This is a genomic window from Pseudomonas sp. HLG18, assembly GCF_051903985.1.
Classification (GTDB): domain Bacteria; phylum Pseudomonadota; class Gammaproteobacteria; order Pseudomonadales; family Pseudomonadaceae; genus Aquipseudomonas; species Aquipseudomonas fluorescens_BT.
Window position 1 is genome coordinate 2,071,396 of sequence record NZ_CP195831.1, and the last position, 18,472, is coordinate 2,089,867.

Consider the following 18,472-nt stretch of genomic DNA (forward strand, 5'->3'; position numbering starts at 1 on the left):
CAGGCGCAAACAGGGGGACAGCTGACTGTCCCCCATTATTTGCTAGCCACCAAAGCCAACGATGGCTTTGGTTTCCAGATACTCCTCAAAGCCGTAGACACCAAATTCACGACCATTGCCGGATCGTTTGTAGCCACCGAACGGTGCCATGGGATTCCAGGCAGGGTGGTTGAGCAGCACTTGTCCAGCGCGGATGCGTGAGGCAACGGCACGTGCATGATCAAGGTTGCGGGATTGAACGTGGGCGCTCAGTCCGTACACCGTATCGTTGGCGATCGCGACAGCCTCATCGAGCGTTTCATAGGCAATGATGCACAGCACTGGCCCGAAGATTTCCTCCTGGGCAATGCGCATGCTCGAATCGACCTCGGAAAATACAGTCGGTCGGGCATAGAAGCCGGTTTCATGACCAGGCACGCGTCCTGGACCGCCGCACAGGAGTTTGGCCCCTTCACTCAGGCCCGATTCGATCATGGTTTGCACACGCTTGAACTGGGCCTCATTGGCTATCGGACCGAGTACCGTCTCTTCCGATTGCGGATCCCCCACGATGATCGCGTTGGCGGTTGCGGCGGCCAGTGCCTCGACTTCCGCGAGCCGGTCCCTAGGTACGATCATTCTGGTCGGGGCGCTGCAGGATTGCCCGACGTTGCGAAACGCCGTCATCACGCCCAATGGCACGACGTTGGCGAAGTCGGCATCAGGCAGCAGCACGTTGGGTGATTTGCCGCCCAGTTCCTGGGTGACGCGTTTCACTGTAGGGGCGGCCGCCTGTGCAACCAGGGCACCTGCACGGTTTGAACCGGTGATCGAAATCATATCGATATCCGGGTGCGCAGCCATGGCGCCGCCGACCTCGGCGCCCGTGCCATTGACCAGATTGAAGACACCCGGAGGGAGGCCGGCGTCATGCACCAATTGGGCGAAAAGAAGGGCGCTCAGCGGTGACAGTTCGCTGGGTTTGAGCACCACTGTGCAACCGGCTGCAATCGCCGGGGCCACTTTGGCGGTGATTTGATAAAGCGGCCAATTCCAGGGGGTGATGAGACCGCAGACGCCGATGGGTTCGCGTTCGATCGCGGTGCCGCCTTCAACCGTCTGGAAGCGATAGGTGGACAACAGGTCACGGGCAATCCGAACGTGTTCGGCCGCCAAGGGCACTTGCATCGCTCGGGCGAAACCGATGGCAGCGCCCATTTCCAGAGAAAGGGCCTGCGCAAGCGACTCTTTTCGCTCAAGGATCAGGTCGTAAATTTTGCCAAGAAAATCCGCGCGCACTTCGGCGGAGGTCGCAGACCAGCGAGGAAACGCTGCACGCGCCGCAGCGACAGCCCGATCAACGTCTTCGGCCGATCCGCTGGCGACCTCTGCAACTACGCTTTCGGTCGCCGGACTGACCACGGGCAAACTGGCAGGCGTTGCCGGCGAGCACCAGCCACCATTGATATAAAACTGTTGAGACGTAGGCGAATCCACGGGGTGGGTATTCGAAGATTGTGTTGTCATCCAACTAGCTCCTTAGAGGACTGATGGGGGGGTGTTAACAGCAGGGACGGTGGGAGGTCAGAGCAACGCCGGGGCACCGGTACAGGCGGTGCCCTGTGGTTTGAATAAGCTAGCAAAAGTGCCCAGCCGAAATATGCCGTTCTTGAAATCGGCAAGGGATAATCTGCTGTATCTCAGGGGCTGACGTTGTCTCTGTGCGATCGGGCTTTTCAGAGGCATGCGTCCGGCCAAGTCATCTACCCGACCCCGCAAAGCCAGGACATGGTGTGCACTTCAATTTAAGTGGGCACCCGTTCCAGCCTTTTAAGCGGGTATTTCCATGCAGCGTATTCGGTGCGGCGAAGTCGCACTGCGTCTATCTGTTTGCCAATCGCCGCGCGACCCGAGTCAAAGTGCTGGTGCACGATGGGATTGGCGTCTGGCTGGCGGCACGCGCCTGCCAACGCAGCGGGTGAGTGAAATTGATCAGTTGCTGCCGCATAAGTGGCAACCGGTTTCATCGGTGTGCGGCATGAGCGCTTATACAAAATAAGCAATTTATTGACGTCAAATCATAGTTATGTATAGCACCATTCATTTGCCAGATTGCCCGCCGATACTACTTAAGTCGAATCCGTTGACGGTCACTGCGAGGGTAAGTCCATGTTCAATAAATCACTTAAAGATGAACTACAGGCCAGGAAGGCCGAAGTCTTGGGCTATAAGGGATTGATCGAAGCACTGGGCCGCTCCATGGCGGTAGTCGAGTTTGACCTGGACGGCAAGGTGTTGCGAGCCAACGATAATTTTCTCGCCACCATGGGCTATAGCGCTGAGCAATTGCTCATGAAATCGCATCGGGAATTCTGCTCCTCTGCGCTAACTAACAGTGCGGAGTACAGCCAGTTTTGGTCGCAACTGCGTGCTGGCAAGTTCGTGTCGGGTACTTTCCAGCGAATCAACTCGAAGGGACAGAATGTCTGGCTTGAAGCCAGTTACAACCCTGTGATCGACGAGCGAGGCCAAGTTATTACGATCGTCAAGTATGCCCTGGACGTGACTGAAAAAGTCGTTCAAGAAGCGCTGAATCGGGGCAAGCTTGCCGCACTGGATCGCGCCATGGCCGTGATTGAGTTTGACCTCAGTGGCAATATCCTCTCGGCCAACGACAATTTTCTACACACCATGGGCTATGCCCTAAACGAGCTCAAGGGTAAGCACCACCGGCTCTTTTGCGAGGCAAGCCTGATAAATGGAAGCGACTACAGCGACTTCTGGCGTCGATTGAATGCAGGTGAGTTTTTCAGTGGTCAGTTCAAACGTATCGGCAAACACGGACGAGTGGTCTGGCTGGAAGCGACTTATAACCCGGTGTATGACGCTACTGGCAAATTGACGAAGATCGTCAAGTTCGCCAGTGATATCACCGAGCGCATCGAGCGCTTTGAAGAGGATTCACGCGGCGCTTCCCGGGCGTACCATATTTCCGCCGAGACCGAGAAAGTCGCCGAACAGGGCGCCCAAGTCATTCAGGAAACAGCTCGAGAGATGCGCCAGATTGCCGAAAACATTGGCGCGTCGGCGAGGCTGGTTGGTCAGTTGGGCGACCGTTCCGAACAGATCACGGCCATCGTCAATACTATTCGCGGTATCGCTGATCAAACCAATCTGCTCGCCCTTAACGCCGCCATTGAAGCGGCCCGAGCGGGCGATCAGGGCCGAGGCTTTGCGGTAGTGGCCGACGAAGTTCGGCAACTGGCGGGACGCACCAGCCGGTCGACTGCGGAAATTGCCGAAATGATCGGCAAGATCCTTTCTGAAACCCGTGATGCCGTCGCCAGCATGAACGCAACTCAAGAGAGTGCACAACGCGGCGTCGGTCTGGCCGATCAGGCTGGCTCGGTGATCCTGCAGATTCGTAGCGGCACCAGCGACGCCGTCGAGGCGGTGAGCATGTTCGCCTCCAAACTCGACGAGTCAGAAGTGATTCCCAAAACCGCCGTCAGTTGGGTCGGGTAAAAGGCTACAACTGGTGCGCACTTGATTTAAGTGCGCACCCTGTCTTGGCTTTTTGTGCAGCTGGGTAGATGACTTGGCCAGACACTTTCAGAGCCGATAGCTAACGCCTGGAGCCGCTCAGTCAATGTCTTTTTGTGGCGGGGAATGACAACTTTTTGTCCTGACAACTCAATAGCCAGTTTGCTACGGATTCGCCAGTTGGACCTGATCACGACCACTTGATTTAGCTTTGTACATGGCGCTATCGGCACGCCGAATGAAGTCGTCAAACGATTCCGATGGCGCCCACGTTGCAACGCCGAAGCTACAAGTGACCTTTCCTGCCTCTTCAAATGGGAGAGTGCTTATCAGCACTCTTAGCTTTTCTGCCAGCAGGCTCGTATCGTTCGATTCGCTGTCCGGGCAGATCAATGCGAACTCTTCTCCGCCCGTTCTGCACAGCAAGTCGGTTTTGCGTGTTGCCGAACGTATTCGTGCGCACAACGACTTGAGAACGTTATCCCCACACTGATGCCCCCAGTGGTCATTGATGCATTTGAAGTGATCGACGTCGAACAGGATCAGCGATAGAGGCTTGTCGTGCTTGTCAGCCTCGATGAGCAGGCGCTCCATCAAATCTTCGAAATGCCGGCGGTTATAGACACCGGTCAGGTGGTCGGTAATGTTCAATAAACGCAAGTCTTGCGTGCGCTCATCCACCAGCGAGAGGGCGCGGGCGCGCTGTGTGATCAGCAAGTACACCATCAAGGTCAGCAGCAGCGTCAATCCTACTCCGAATAATGCAATCAAACTGACGGACAGGGCGTTGCTGTTGGCGACCAGAAAAGTCGAGCTGGGTCGAAACTGGATCAGGTAATTCTGATCAGCCACTTTCAACAGCCGTTGTGTGTACAGCTCTGAAGGGGCAGCAGGGGCCTGGCTCTGATAAATGGTTTCCCCTTGATGCTGCGTGTCGATCAGTGAAAGTCTCACGTTCAGCCGTTGCAGACTGGGTAATGGAATGCCCTGTTCCATCAAAGACGCCAGGCGTACGGTGGAGACAACGAAACCCTGCAAACCATCATCCTTGGCTGGAACCTCAAGGGAGTTCTGGAATACGGGGGCGACGAAGAAAATCCCGGACTGCCCATTAGTCATTTTCAATGGTTCCGACACGACTATTTGATTTGTTTCTCGCGCCTTGCTCATCAAGGCCTGGCGACCCGGACGAGCCATGACATCCATGCCAGGAACGATCTTCACGTCATCGCGCTTCAACAGGTAGAGCAATATCCAGTGTTCCGGCCTGCTGGAGAGGGGAATTTTTTCGCCGGTGACTGGATCAATTTCATGATATGAAAAATCACTTGTACCGTTGAGGAGCGCCTTGGCGCGAAACGACTGTAGATCCTTCTCGAGAATCCTCGGTACCCAGCTATAGGCTTCGTCCTCTCCAACTAGAGGCGTGACGAATCCCAGAAACTCCTTTTCAGTGACATCGTCGGCATTGATAAAGAAATGCTTCACAACGTCCAGCTTCAAGACCTGCGTATTGAAGCGTCGTTGCAGGCGACTGAATCGTTCGTCGACCTCCAGTTGGAACGCAACGTTGACGGTGCGCTGCTCCGACCCAACGAAAAGAATCAGTACCAAGACCGTGACGGCGACACCCGCCAGGAACACCAGAGCGCAAAGGCTCACATCTGTTGCTTTGAATGCGTTCTGACGAGAAAACATCATTTCCTGTTCCTTGCTCATCGCCAAAATCGACGCACGGCCATTCAGTATTCTTTCGAGTTATCGGCACTTGCGACGACATCTTTACAGGCTATGCGAGCCGGATACTTGCCTACTCAATCTGCAGGTTTGGGTCCGTAGCCGTTAGCGAAATCATCAACAAGGCGAAGCTGATGTGGGGGGAGCGTCCGCTACTCGTGCGCAGCACTTACTGCGCCGAGAGCGGCAACACTCCTGCATTGTTTCTGGAGCACGGTGGCTGGATCGAGGAACAGGGCGTCGACCGGGTCGACGGCAGTTCAGGCGGTATCAAAAAGATTAAGGTAAAGACCTTCCCAAACGACCAAGTGCCGCCTCGGTACTTCTGCGCAGGCAATTGAGTATCGCCACTAGCGTGGTGAGCTTGACTCAGGGCGGTCGTCAAGCCGAAGAGATCCTTCAGAACGGTCATACTGAACGAATTCTCGTCAGTCACCAGATGCTGCTTGATTCGCCCTGGGTAAGGACAGCTGCGGATAATTTGCAGTATCACGCAGCCTCACGCAAAAGCTTCACGTATTTGTAGACAGTAGCTCTATCGGAGTGTCCCGTGCCTCAGGACTTAGGGGGCATTCATTCTTTTATGCCTCGCAAGCGCAACGAGCGTCGACGCATCAGTTCAACAGCGACCAGCAATGCCACTGAGCCGAGAATCAGTAACGTGGCCGCCGCCAGGATGGTTGGGCTGATCTGTTCGCGCATGCCTGACCACATCTGGCGCGGTATGGTGCGTTGCTCAACCCCGCCAAGAAATTGCACCAGCACCGCCTCATCGAATGAGGTCACCATCGCAAAGAGCGCGCCGGACATGATCCCCGGACGAATAATTGGGAAGGTCACGCGGAAAAATGTATAGGTGGAAGAAGCTCCAAGGCTTGTCGCTGCTCTGGTCAACGAGTGGTCGAAACCCACCAATGTCGCCGTCACTGTGATGATGACGAATGGCGTGCCGAGTACCGCATGGCCCAGAATGATGCCAAGGTGGTTTTGCCCGATGCCCAGTGCGCTGTAGAAAAAGTACATGCCGGCAGAAGAGATGATCACCGGTACGATCATCGGCGAAATCAAGGTACCCATCAGCAGTCCCTTGCAAGGCAGATTAGCGCGACACAAGCCGAGTGCTGCCAACGTCCCGAGTGCCGTTGAAATCACCGTTGCGCAGAAGGCGATCAGCAGACTGTTCTTGAACGACAGCACCCACAGTAGATCCTCGAGAAGCATGTGGTACCAACGCATTGAAAAGGCCGCTGGATCAAGGCTGAGCATGCCGCTGGTAAAGCTGAAGTAGGGCTCGACGTTAAATGACAAAGGCACCACTACCAATATTGGCAGAATCAGAAACAACAGCACCAATACCGCAAAGCTTCGAACGCTGAAAAACCAGACTCTGCCCATCGGGCTGGTATAGCTTGGAAGACTCATCTTGATTACCCCAGTTTCATATTGTTGATGCCCACGACCCGGTCATAAATCCAGTACAGCACCAGGACAATCATCAGGAGGATGGACGCGATGGCGGCGGCCAGTCCCCAGTTCAGGGAAGTCTGCATGTGGTAGGCAATGAAATTACTGATGACTTGTCCGGTACGCCCACCCACCAACGCCGGAGTGATGTAGTACCCCGTGGCCAGAATGAACACCAGGATGCCTCCAGCGCTCAATCCAGGCAGAGACAAGGGAAAATAGATCTGCACAAAGGTACGGAACGAACTGGCGCCCATGGAGTGCGCTGCACGGGTATAGGTTGTGTCGATGCTTTTCATGACGCTGAACATCGGCAGCACCATGAACGGCAGAAGGATGTGGGTCATAGCAATGACCGTTCCGAACATGTTGTACATGAGTTCGAGTGGCTGGTTGATCAATCCCATGCTGTTCAACGTGCTGTTCAGCACACCGTTGGATTGCAAGATCACCATCCAGGCGCTGGTGCGTACCAGAAGTGATGTCCAGAACGGCAACAGCACCATGACCATCAACAGGTTGCTGGTTTTTGCTGGAAGGGTGGCGAGCATGTAGGCCAGCGGGTAACCCAGGATCATGCACAGCGCCGTGATACCCAGTGCGACCATCAAGGTCTTGATCAGAATGCTGACGTAGATGCGTCGGCTCTCAGGTTGTTGAACGACCTTACCTTGGTCGTCATAACGCAAGTCCAAGGCCGCGAGATAGTTGGTTGCGGAGTAGGCTGGCGCCATTTTCTTCAACTGCATCCAGGTGCCGATCTGCCCCCAGCGCTTGTCGATGCCGGTCATTGTGGTGTTAAACGCACCTGGCACGACGACCTTGCTGGCCAGGCCACGTGCAGTGCGGGCCATCAGGCTCTTGGCGTCACCCATCACTCTATTGAGATCGGAGCCGACACTGTCCAATTGTCGGGCCTCTTGCAGGGCGAGGATCTCATGACCCACGGTGGCGAACAGTTGCTCGTCTGGCAAGGCTGTGCCCTCCCAGTTGGCTAAAGCGGCTGCGGTCTGTGGCATCGCCGTGGAAAGTGTCGGGTTCTGAATGCTGCGCAACAACATCGCGCCGATAGGCAGCAAGAAAAATACCGTAATGAATGCCAGCAATGGGACGACCAATAGCAGTGATTTGGTCTTGTTTAGACGTTCTGCCCGGTCAAGACTGGACTTCAGATCTCCTTGAGGCAGGGTTTCGCTGACTGTCTCTAGCATGGGGCTGACGGTATATGAGTTGTTCATCTGGGTGCTCCGGCAAAACAGTAAAGTCGTTGTAGGGCCTCAGGCGTCCAGCGCCCGACAGTCGTCGGCTGACCAACCCACATCAATGCAAGTACCGGCTTGGGGAGCAGCGTGTCCTGCGGTGTTGACCATCTTGACGATGAACTCGTCGTTGCCTGCCAGTTTCAAGCGCGCTCGCAAGTGATCACCGTGATAAATGATCTCCTCAATGCGGGCCGGCATATGGTTGTCGTACTCACCTGGACGTGCGCCAATCTGCACGCGCTCAGGACGAATCGACAGTGTGGTGGTCGAGCTGACAGGGTGGATATTGACGGCCAGCGCCTTGACGAGGTGCTCACCAACACGCACCTGGCAGTAACGTTCCTGGCGCTCGATAATCTGCCCCTTCAGCCGGTTGTTCTCGCCGATGAAACTCGCGACAAAGGCGGTCTGCGGTTTTTCGTAAAGGTCGGACGGATTGGCCAGTTGCTGGACAATTCCATCGTTAAAGACTGCAATGCGATCCGACATCGTGAGGGCTTCAGTCTGATCGTGAGTGACGTACACAACTGTGATGCCGAGCTGTTTTGACAGGCGCTTGATTTCATATTGCATTTGTTCACGGAGCTGTTTATCCAGCGCTCCAAGGGGTTCATCCATCAGTACCAAACGTGGCTCGAAGATCAATGCACGAGCTAGTGCAACACGCTGTTTCTGACCGCCAGACAACTGAGCCGGCATTCGCTTTGCGAATTGTCCCAAGGCCACCAGGTCAAGTGATTTACGCACCCGGTCTTCGATGTCTTGCCGGGGCAATTTGCGCACCCTCAGCGGGAAAGCCAGGTTTTCCTCAATGGTCATGTGAGGGAAGAGGGCATAGTTCTGAAACACCATGCCGATACCGCGTTTTTGCGGAGCTATGTCATTTACCGGTTTTTCATCAATGCAGATTTGCCCATGAGTCACAGTCTCGAATCCTGCCAACATCATCAAACATGTCGTCTTGCCGGAACCTGATGGACCAAGCATGGTGACGAACTCACCCTGTTCGATTTCGAGGTTGAAGTTTTTGACGACCAGATGTTCGCCGTCATAACTCTTCTGCACATTTCGAAAGCTAACGAATGATTCAGTACGCATGGGAGATATCTCTTGTTATTGGTGCTGTAGAGGAGCCGGGCACGAAAAGTCGCCCGGGCCCATCAAAGGGGTGTGTCAGGTGTGTAGCAGCAAGGTTGTGGTTGAGTTTTTGGTTACTTTGACAGCCAAGCGTTGAAGCGCTCGTTCAATTCGTCTGCATGGTCTCCCCACCACTGGGAGTCCACCTGTAGCGCGCTGGCAAAGTTTTCAGGGCTGGTTGGCAAGTTGGGTTTGACCTTCGGGTCTACCAGGGCTTGCGCCGAGAGTCGTGTCGGGCCGTAAGCGATATAGTTGCTTTGGTCAGCCAGTACCGAGCTCTGAGTGGCAAACTTCAAAAAATCCATCGCCAGATCTTTTTTCGGGTTGCCGGCAGGCACTACCCAAGCCTCCATGTCATACATCTGACCGTCCCACACGATTTTGAACGGCTGCTGCTCTTTCTGCTGAGCAATCACGATACGCCCGCTATAAGCCGAGATCATGCTGACCTCGCCATCGGCTAGCAGTTGTGGGGCTTGCGCCCCGGCTTCCCACCAGATGGTGTCCTTTTTGATTGTGTCGAGCTTGGCAAAAGCTCGATCCAGGCCATCTTCAGTCCCAAGCATTTCGTACACCTTTTCACGGGGCACACCGTCGGCCATCAGCGCCCATTCAAGATTGACTTGAGGTGCTTTACGCAGTGCTCGCTTGCCTGGGAAGCGCTTGGTGTCGAAAAAGTCTTTCAGGGTATGGGGCTGTTCGCCCTTGAAGGCTTTGGTGTTGTAGGCCATGACTGTCGACCAGACGTAACTCGCCACGCCGCATTCTGTTAGAGCCCCTGGCAGAAAATCCTTTGCAGCAGGTGTTCCATCCGGTGCAGGAGCCAGGGTGGCGGGGTCAATTCGTTCGAGCAGGCCGTTGTTACAGGCACGAATGACGTTCGGTATTTCAGCGTCAACTACGTCCCAAGTGACCTTTTTGCTGTCGACCTGAGTCTTGATTTGCGCGATGCCCCCGGAATAGTCCTCCGAAATCACCCGGGTACCCGTGGCAGCAGTGAAGGGTTTGTGTGCGGCTTGGATCTGGGCATTAGTCAGGTTGCCGCCATAGGACACAACCGTGAGAGTGTTTTCTGCGTAAGCGCTGCAGGACACGATGCCGGATAGCAAAAGAAACGTTGCGCTTTTCATGCGTGAGACCCCTCGTTTTTATTTTTGTGGGAAACCGTCACGAGCTCTTTGCACGGGGGTGCGTGAGCAACCGAAGAGACGATCAGGGCTTTACTCTCGGCAAAAAAATCCGAAGGTAAAAGCAATAAAAAAAAGCCCAATGGGGCGATTTTTTTTATGGGCGCACAAAAATTATCTATTGATGGGTGAGGTGAAGGGCGTTCAGGGATTCAAAATCACTTCCTCATTCTTCGCTACGCGCGTCGGACGCTTCTTCCATTAGCCAATTTGCGAAAGCTGCTGCTTGGGGATTGACGATTTTGTGCGGGGAATACACCAAGTAAAACGCTTCTGAGGTTTTGAATTTTGCAGTTAAAGGGGCAATGAGTTGTCCTGATTCAAGATACTGTTCGACGAGTGATGATCGCGCCAAGGCAACGCCTTGACCAAGCTCCGCCATTTTCAGTGCGGAAATAAGCGTGTCGAACTGCAGTCCTTGAGATGAGTCAATGTCCTCGGCCTTGGCCTTTTTCAACCAATAGCCCCATCCCTCCTCATAACCCAAGACATGCAGAAGTTCGTGATGACGAATGTCTTTTGGGGTTTTCAAAGGTTTTTGCAGTGTGGGCAAATCAGGGGCGCACACAGGGAACAACAAATCCCAGGTCAGACGTTCACTCTTCAGACCAGTCCATTTCCCACTGCCATAGCGAATTTCCAGATCGGATTCGAGATCGGTTTCGCCCATCCAGATGTTGCTGGTGATGCGCAAATTGACATCTGGATGCTGTTCACGAAATCGCGGCAGACGACCCGCCAGCCAGTGAGTAAAGAAAACCAGACTACTGCGCACCGTGAGTACCTTCCGGTGCCCTTGACCGAATATTTCATCGGTCGCTGCTGCCAGACGCTCCACCGATTCATGGACAACGGGTAGAAAGGCTAAGCCAGGCTCCGTCAGTTCCAGACCTCTAGGCAGACGCTTGAACAACGCTGCGCCGAGTTGCGATTCCAGCGCTTTGATCTGCTGACTGACGGCTGCCTGAGTGAGGCTTAGTTCTACCGCCGCCTCCGTGAAGCTGAGGTGACGAGCGGCTGATTCGAACGCGCGCAACCAGTTGAGCGGAGGTAGTCGCTTCTTCATGGCTCAAAACTCTCTGGTGGGAAAATGCCTGGCAATGGGGCGAGCCAGCGTACGTCTTCTAGCGTTATCCATAAATCCTACTCCTGTCGCATAAAAAAAATGACCCCAAAGGGCTTTTTTTTATTGCTTTCGCAGTCCCCGACTTTTCTCGAAAGTAACTTCCAGATCGCCAACTCAATGGGCCAGGCCTGAAACGTTTTGTGCCTATGCAGACGGCCTCTGAAAACCGAAACCCTGCGTGAAAGCGTGAAGAAGCAGGACAATAAAAATAATGGGTGAAACATGACAAACCTCAGTCAGCTACCCCTTTGCGGTGTGAACGTTATCGATTTTGGCCAATACATTGCCGGCCCCGCTGTCGCGATGATCCTGGGTGATCTCGGGGCCACGGTCATTCATATCGATCCACCTGCTGGCCCACTCTGGGATAGCCCGGCGAATGCCGTCCTCAACCGAAACAAGCAGTGCTTGCGCTTGGACTTGAAGTCTCCTGAGGGGTTGCGCCACGCGAGGCAGATGATCGCTAAAGCCGACATCGTGATTGAGAACTTCCGTCCAGGCGTGATGAAAAACCTGGGACTGGATTTCTCCGAGTTGCGTCGTGAACACCCGCAGCTGATTACCTTGTCCATCCCGGGTTTTGCCACCAATGATGAGCTGCGAAGCCAATGGCGAGCCACTGAGGCAATTATTGCTTCAGCCTCAGGGGTTTTCACTGATATGGGGCAGAATCGGGTATTGATGGGCATTAACCCGAGCTTTTCGCCACTGCCGCTCGCATCCGCTTACGGCACCATGCTCGCTGTCTCGGCTGTGGTGCTGGCATTGCAATCCAGGCAGCGCACTGGCATGGGGGATGAAATCGAAGTGCCGCTCGCTTCGGCGGTCATGGAGGGACTTTCTTACAACTCAATCAAGATCGACGGCTATCCAGCGCGCTACAAAACCTTGCGTGAAAAAGAGATTGAACGTCGGCGAGCCGAGAACCTGCCGATGAACCTCAGTTATGAGGATTTGCAGGAGTATCTCGACCCCTTCTACCGTACCTATGAATGTGCGGACGGACGCAAATTCTACGCAGTTTGCCCTTCACATCGCTCGCATGCCAAACGCTGCCTGCAGGCAATGGGTTTGTACGAGGAAATGCTCGCTGCAGGCCTTCCCAAAGTTGAAGATCCCTACCTGCCATTTGCGCAATGGGAAGGTGATGCCTCACTCGGTGTTTATCCGTTACCCGCTCATTGGGCCAAGGCCATCTCGGCGCGCATGAAGGAAGTCTTCCTGACCAAGACGGCTGCCGAATGGGAAAAAATCTTCGGTGAAGGGCAGTTTCCTGGCGCTCCCCATCGTTCAACTCAAGAGTGGTTGCACGATGAGCATGCAAACACTGCAGGTCTAGTGGTGGACGTCACTGATCATCAATACGGGCTGATGAAACAGCCTGGTGCTATAGCCTGGCTGGAAGACAGTGCAGAGTTGATGTTGTCTCCGCTCTCACGACGAGAAGTCAGTATCGAGGAGGCATTGGCCACCTTGAATGAAGGCACTCGCGAGCAATTGCCGGTTGCAAATCAGCCATGCTCAAAAGGATGGCTGGACGGTGTTCGTATCCTCGACCTGACCAACGTGATTGCCGGCCCGCACTCGACCTCATTCCTCGGGCGATTCGGGGCTGATGTCATCAAGCTTGACCCCACCAAGCCAAATTACGATCCATGGAACACCGTGGTGTTCGGTATGTCTTCGGCGCGCGGTAAGCAAAGCGTGTTGGTCGACCTCAATCAAGAGGAGGGGCGTGAGGTATTCGACAGGCTGGTGAAGTCAGTGGATGTGATTGTCATGAATGCGCCTGATCGCCAACTGGCGCCTTTAGGGTTAGATGAAGCCAGCCTGAAGGCGGTGAATCCTGAGGTGATTTTCTGCCAGTTGGACTGCTTCGGCGGCCCGCGCCGTGGCCCTCGAACTGACTACTTGGGTTACGACGATCTCATCCAGGCCACGACCGGCATCATGCTGCGGTTTGGTGGCGGTATGCAGACCCCGGAAGAACATGCTCATGTTGGCACCATTGATGTGATGTGCGGTTTCGCTGCTGCGCTTGGCGTGGCCACAGCGTTGTATCAAAAGTCCAGAACAGGCAAGGTCAGCCGAGCTCGGACGTCACTGGCTGCCTTGGGCAACCTGGTTCAAATTCCTTTCTGTTACGACTACTCGGGGCGCGCCCCTTTTGATGAGCCGGCGGGTCGTGAGGTGTTGGGTTATAGCGATCTGTCGCGTTTCTATCGAACGGCTGACGGTTGGCTATACCTCGATGCAGATTCAGCGGATCTGGTGAGACTGGATGCAGTTCAAGGCTTAACCGGCCTTTCTGCGGCAGGTGACCACGCGGCTTTCCTCAGTGCAGCTCTGGCCAAGGCGGCGGGAGAAACCTGGCAACGTCGTTTGCAGGAAGCCGGAGTCGCCGCTGCTGTCCCGGATAACATCGACAATCTCCGCAATCGCTACAGCCGACCTGCTGACAACTACCCGGGCACGGACAACGGGAGCTACTCGTTCAGTGTCTATGCCGATCATCCGAGTGGGCGCTGCGTGACTCAGCTCGATCCCTTTGCCATACGCCCGCGCCATGCGGCGATCCGCAGCCTTTCACCAGCAGAAAAATTTGGCGCTTCAACCAGATCTGTCTTGGGTGAACTCGGTTACAGCGAAAGTGAACTTGACGCTCTCATGACCCGCAGCGTTATCAGCGACAGCTGGAGCCAAGAGTATTTGCCCAGCTGACATCCCCGTCAGAGGTCAGGGGTAAGAAGTTTCACAAATACCCATTTACCTCGGCGACTTCCATCACAAGAAAAATAGGGGGCGGCACTCTCCTGGAGTCGACGCCCTCACAGGGAAACTTTCGGAGGCAACATGTCGAATCAAATAGTTCTGCCGCGCATCCTGCAGGTGGGCGCCAAGGCCAGCGAGGCCATTCCAGATGTGCTCGCCAGCCTGGGTTGCCATCGACCATTGATCATCACTGACAAAATGATGGTGCAACTCGGTTACGCCGGTCGTATCCAGGATGTACTTGCAAGCAAAGGTTTGAGCGCCGACGTTTTCGCCGACACTGTTCCTGAGCCAACGGTCGATTCGATCCGTGCCGGTGTTGAACATGCCAGATCGGGCGACTATGACAGCATCATTGCATTGGGTGGTGGCAGTCCAATCGACAGTGCCAAAGCCATTGGCATTCTCGCCAAGTTCGGTGGCGAGATGCGTGACTATAAATTTCCACGGCAGGTGAGCGAACAAGGCTTGCCGATTATTGCAGTACCGACCACAGCGGGTACCGGCTCGGAAGTTACCCGTTTCACCATCATTACTGATGAACAGAACGACGAAAAAATGCTCTGCGCAGGCATAGGGTTTATGCCAGTGGCGGCATTGGTCGACTACACCCTGACGCTCTCCCTGCCAGCTCGTGTCACGGCTGACACCGGTATCGACGCGCTAACCCACGCCATTGAGGCCTATGTCAGCCTCAAGGCCAACCTCTACAGTGACAGTCAGGCGCTGGCCGCGATGCGCCTGATTGGCCCGAACTTGCGCCGGGCCTATCACGCAGGCCAGGACACTGCAGCGCGCGAGGCGCTGATGCTGGGATCTACGTTGGCCGGCGTTGCGTTTTCGGCAGCCTCGGTTGCCCTGGTGCATGGTATGAGCCGCCCGATTGGAGCTTTTTTCCATGTACCACACGGACTTTCCAACGCGATGCTGCTGCCAGGCGTAACAGCTTTCTCCATCCCAGGCGCCCCAAAACGTTACGCCGATTGCGCGCGGGCCATTGGCGTCGCGACCGTTGAGGACAGCGACGATAGCGCCAACGCTAAGTTGCTCGTCGAACTGCAAGCCCTCAATGACGAGCTGCAAGTTCCTACACCTGAAGGCTTTGGCATCAGTCGCGCACGCTTCTTCGAGCTGATGCCAATTATGGCTGAGCAAGCCCTCGCATCCGGTTCACCGGGCAACAATCCTCGGGTGCCTTCGGTTGACGAGATGATCGAGCTCTACCGAAACCTCTGGTAGCCAAAACGATAACCACGCCTCTTCATCACTTCAGCGGTAACTGCCGCGTACATAAAATAAGGAACACTCACATGATTACTGTAGGTCATCTGATCAACGGCCAGATTGTCACTGACACTGAGCGCACTCAGGACGTGTTCAATCCTGCGACGGGCGAAGTCACCAAACAGGTCGCGCTGGCCTCGAAACTAACGGTCGAAAAAGCCATTGCTGCCGCTGAAGCGGCTTTTCCTGAGTGGCGCAACACGCCACCTATCAAGCGCGCGCGGGTGATGTTTCGCTTCAAAGAACTGCTTGAGCAGAATGCCGAACGTATCTGCCAAATGATTGGTGAAGAGCACGGGAAAATTGTCCACGATGCCATGGGCGAGCTTCAGCGGGGCATCGAAAATGTTGAATATGCGTGTGGTGTGCCCGAGTTGCTCAAAGGGGAACACAGCAAAAATGTTGGCCCCAATATCGATTCCTGGAGTGAGTTCCAACCGCTGGGTGTCGTTGCTGGAATCACGCCATTCAACTTCCCGGCGATGGTGCCGCTGTGGATGTTTCCTATGGCGATTGCCTGCGGTAACTGCTTCATCCTGAAGCCCTCCGAGCGCGATCCAAGTTCGACCCTGTTCATCGCCCAACTGCTGCAGGAAGCTGGTTTGCCGAATGGCGTCATGAGCGTGGTTAATGGTGACAAGGAGGCCGTTGATACCTTGCTCCACGACCATCGTGTTCAGGCGGTAAGTTTTGTAGGCTCGACACCAATCGCTGAGTACATCTACCGGACGGCTGCGGCAAATGGCAAACGTTGCCAGGCATTGGGTGGAGCAAAAAACCACGCCATCGTCATGCCAGACGCGGACATCGATAATGCGGTCAACCAGTTGGTGGGGGCTGCATTTGGATCATCAGGGGAACGATGCATGGCTCTGTCTGTAGCGGTCACAGTAGGTGATGCAACAGCCGATGCCTTGATCAGTAAAATGCGCGAAGCGATGACCCGTCTCAAGGTCGGCGCCTATCAAGACAAGAGCAACGACTTCGGCCCTCTGATCACTCGCCAACATCAGCAAAAAGTGATCGGATACATCGACAGCGCAGAAGAGGAGGGCGCAGAGGTCGTGGTGGATGGTCGAAATATTCAGGTACCAGCTTGCGAGAACGGTTTTTTTGTTGGGGGAACATTGATCGATCAAGTCAAGCCCGGCATGCGCTGCTACGAGGAAGAGATCTTCGGGCCGGTACTGTTGATCGTGCGTGCGCAGAGCATGCAAGAGGCGATGCAACTGATCGATGCTCATGAATACGGTAATGGCACCTGTATCTTCACTCGCGATGGTGAAGCCGCCCGATACTTCACTGACAACATCAAGGTCGGCATGGTCGGCGTCAACGTACCGCTCCCAGTACCTGTGGCCTATCATAGCTTTGGCGGCTGGAAACGCTCGTTGTTCGGCGATTTGCATGCCTACGGCCCGGATGCGGTTCGCTTCTATAGCAAGCGTAAAACGGTCACCCAGCGCTGGCCGTCTTCGGGAATTCGGGAGGGGGTCGAGTTCTCTATGCCGACGATGAAGTGAGTCTCTTTATCTGAGGTGACCCAAATGCAAGGTTCGAATCTTTGCTGACCAGGTGATTTCAATTTGAGTACGGAAGGGCCCTTCAAGGGCCCTTTTTTCGAAAGGAAGAGTCCACAGTCAGTTCTGCCAGCGGCCTACCGATGTTCGGCGCACGTTTCCCGGATTCAATTGAGTAAAAGGGCGGGCTGCAACGATCCATTAATGGCCCCTGAGATTAAATGGCGCCTCGGGGCGGGCATGTGTCCACCCCGAGGCGCCAACGAGGTTTCATGCTCGATAGTTCAATATCGAGGGATTTCACAAGCATGAGTCATCACACGATCCGTTTCAGGGGAGTTTGAGTCCCGCTCTTTGCCGCATCCAGCAACTGGTGCAGGCGCAATGCATCGTTGAACGTCGCCGCCGCATGGGTGCCTTCGGCAACATCCTGCGCATACACGTGATAGAGCTCTGCCAGTTCAAGCACGGCTGACGGCAATGAGGAGGTCGGCAGGCGCTGATAACTCTCAGGCACGGGCAACACTTCCAGCGTCAGGTTATCGCCATGCGCGCCCTCGACGACATAGTCGTCGCCGACATCGCCAAATGCCGAACGGTTGGTGATTTTCAGATCCCCCTGGTCGCCGGTGATGTCGATCTGCACACCCGAGCCGTTGCGTTTACCGCCTTCGATGTGGATCGAAATGACGCCGCCGTCTTCGAGCATGCCGCTGAGTACGAGCTGATCGGGGGCGTTACTGTCCAGCACTTCGCCGGTTTCCTTGATCGTCACTTTCGGGAACTGGTTGACCATCAACCCCGAGACACTTATTGGCCAGCCGGTGGCGGTGAAGAGCATGTCGAGGAAGTGTCCGGCGTAGATGGCAATGACGCTGGAGTAGTTTTCCTCGGGGGCGGTCCAACGCAGGGCGTTGGGGCGCTGGGCCTGGAAGTAATTCATGCTGACGTGCATCCGCACGGAGCGCACCTTGCCGACGTAGCCTTGTTGCAGCAGGTCTTGCAGGTAGCGGTTGTGCGGCGCGTGGCGGCGTTGCAGGCCGACGATGTGACGCACGCCGGCGTCTTTGGCCAGGTGCAGCAAGTGTTCGGAGTCTGCGGTGGTGGTGGTCAACGGCCATTCGCAGTAGACGTCTTTGCCGGCAGCGATGGCGGCGCGCACGGTTTTTTCGTGTTGCGGGGCGGTGTTGAGCACCACGACCAGATCGACTTCAGGGTTGTTGACTAACGCGTCGACCGAGTCGGCGACCTGGCTGATGGCGTACTCGCTGGCCGCGGCTTCGGCGCGTTCACGGCGTTCGCTGTACACCGCTTGCAGGTGATATTGCTGCAGCAGATTAAGCACGCGCAGATGGCCGTGGCGAGCCCAGTTGCCAACGCCGATGATGCCGACGCGAATAGGGGACTGTGCAGTTGTCATGGGAATGTCCTCGTAGGGTTTGGCTGACGAGGTGAAGTCTA

The 18,472-nt window shown here is 55.2% G+C and carries 12 protein-coding genes and 2 pseudogenes; 6 read left to right on the top strand and 8 right to left on the bottom strand.

The window, feature by feature from the left end:
* Window positions 1-42 precede the first annotated feature (42 nt).
* A complete protein-coding gene (locus ACSPX5_RS09470) occupies window positions 43-1,506 on the bottom strand; it encodes an aldehyde dehydrogenase family protein (protein WP_439821537.1) in 1,464 nt (487 codons plus the stop codon).
* 266 nt (window positions 1,507-1,772) lie between these two features.
* On the opposite strand from ACSPX5_RS09470, the gene tnpB reads away from it, so the two are divergent.
* From tnpB to ACSPX5_RS09485, 3 genes and pseudogenes are all read left to right on the top strand, one after another.
* Window positions 1,773-1,961: an IS66 family insertion sequence element accessory protein TnpB gene (gene tnpB, locus ACSPX5_RS09475; RefSeq protein WP_423815175.1), complete on the top strand. Its 189-nt coding sequence runs from the start codon at window positions 1,773-1,775 to the stop codon at window positions 1,959-1,961.
* Window positions 1,962-2,238: 277 nt separating this feature from the next.
* Window positions 2,239-2,916: pseudogene (locus ACSPX5_RS09480) on the top strand (PAS domain-containing protein); the annotation flags it as partial.
* 111 nt (window positions 2,917-3,027) lie between these two features.
* A pseudogene (locus ACSPX5_RS09485) lies at window positions 3,028-3,504 on the top strand (methyl-accepting chemotaxis protein); the annotation flags it as partial.
* Window positions 3,505-3,687: 183 nt separating this feature from the next.
* Here ACSPX5_RS09485 and ACSPX5_RS09490 read toward each other — a convergent pair.
* From ACSPX5_RS09490 to gcvA, 6 genes are all read right to left on the bottom strand, one after another.
* The gene (locus tag ACSPX5_RS09490; RefSeq protein WP_439821538.1) at window positions 3,688-5,241 is read right to left on the bottom strand and encodes a sensor domain-containing diguanylate cyclase; all 1,554 of its coding nucleotides are present in this window, start codon (window positions 5,239-5,241) and stop codon (window positions 3,688-3,690) included.
* Window positions 5,242-5,832: 591 nt separating this feature from the next.
* Complete coding sequence (locus tag ACSPX5_RS09495; protein WP_439821539.1) at window positions 5,833-6,681, bottom strand: ABC transporter permease; 849 nt, start codon at window positions 6,679-6,681, stop codon at window positions 5,833-5,835.
* A 5-nt stretch (window positions 6,682-6,686) separates the two neighbouring features.
* Complete coding sequence (locus ACSPX5_RS09500; protein ID WP_439821540.1) at window positions 6,687-7,961, bottom strand: ABC transporter permease; 1,275 nt, start codon at window positions 7,959-7,961, stop codon at window positions 6,687-6,689.
* A gap of 39 nt (window positions 7,962-8,000) precedes the next feature.
* Complete coding sequence (locus ACSPX5_RS09505) at window positions 8,001-9,083, bottom strand: ABC transporter ATP-binding protein (RefSeq protein WP_439821541.1); 1,083 nt, start codon at window positions 9,081-9,083, stop codon at window positions 8,001-8,003.
* A 113-nt stretch (window positions 9,084-9,196) separates the two neighbouring features.
* The gene (locus ACSPX5_RS09510) at window positions 9,197-10,252 is read right to left on the bottom strand and encodes an ABC transporter substrate-binding protein (RefSeq protein ID WP_439821542.1); all 1,056 of its coding nucleotides are present in this window, start codon (window positions 10,250-10,252) and stop codon (window positions 9,197-9,199) included.
* A 223-nt stretch (window positions 10,253-10,475) separates the two neighbouring features.
* Window positions 10,476-11,375 (bottom strand): transcriptional regulator GcvA, encoded by a 900-nt coding sequence (gcvA, locus tag ACSPX5_RS09515; protein ID WP_439821543.1) that lies wholly within the window; start codon window positions 11,373-11,375, stop codon window positions 10,476-10,478.
* Window positions 11,376-11,657: 282 nt separating this feature from the next.
* Here gcvA and ACSPX5_RS09520 point away from each other — a divergent pair, with 282 nt between their 5' ends.
* The 3 genes from ACSPX5_RS09520 to ACSPX5_RS09530 all read left to right on the top strand — a co-directional run bounded on the left by ACSPX5_RS09520 (window position 11,658) and on the right by ACSPX5_RS09530 (window position 17,014).
* A complete protein-coding gene (locus ACSPX5_RS09520) occupies window positions 11,658-14,156 on the top strand; it encodes a CoA transferase (protein ID WP_439821544.1) in 2,499 nt (832 codons plus the stop codon).
* 132 nt (window positions 14,157-14,288) lie between these two features.
* Entirely contained in the window at window positions 14,289-15,446 is a 1,158-nt protein-coding gene (locus tag ACSPX5_RS09525) for an iron-containing alcohol dehydrogenase (RefSeq protein WP_439821545.1), read from the top strand.
* A 71-nt stretch (window positions 15,447-15,517) separates the two neighbouring features.
* Window positions 15,518-17,014, top strand: coding sequence for a CoA-acylating methylmalonate-semialdehyde dehydrogenase (locus ACSPX5_RS09530; RefSeq protein WP_439821546.1), 1,497 nt, complete (start codon window positions 15,518-15,520; stop codon window positions 17,012-17,014).
* A gap of 313 nt (window positions 17,015-17,327) precedes the next feature.
* Here the strand turns inward: ACSPX5_RS09530 and ACSPX5_RS09535 are convergent, their stop codons facing one another.
* Window positions 17,328-18,431 (bottom strand): Gfo/Idh/MocA family protein, encoded by a 1,104-nt coding sequence (locus tag ACSPX5_RS09535; protein WP_439821547.1) that lies wholly within the window; start codon window positions 18,429-18,431, stop codon window positions 17,328-17,330.
* Between the last annotated feature and the right edge of the window lie 41 nt (window positions 18,432-18,472).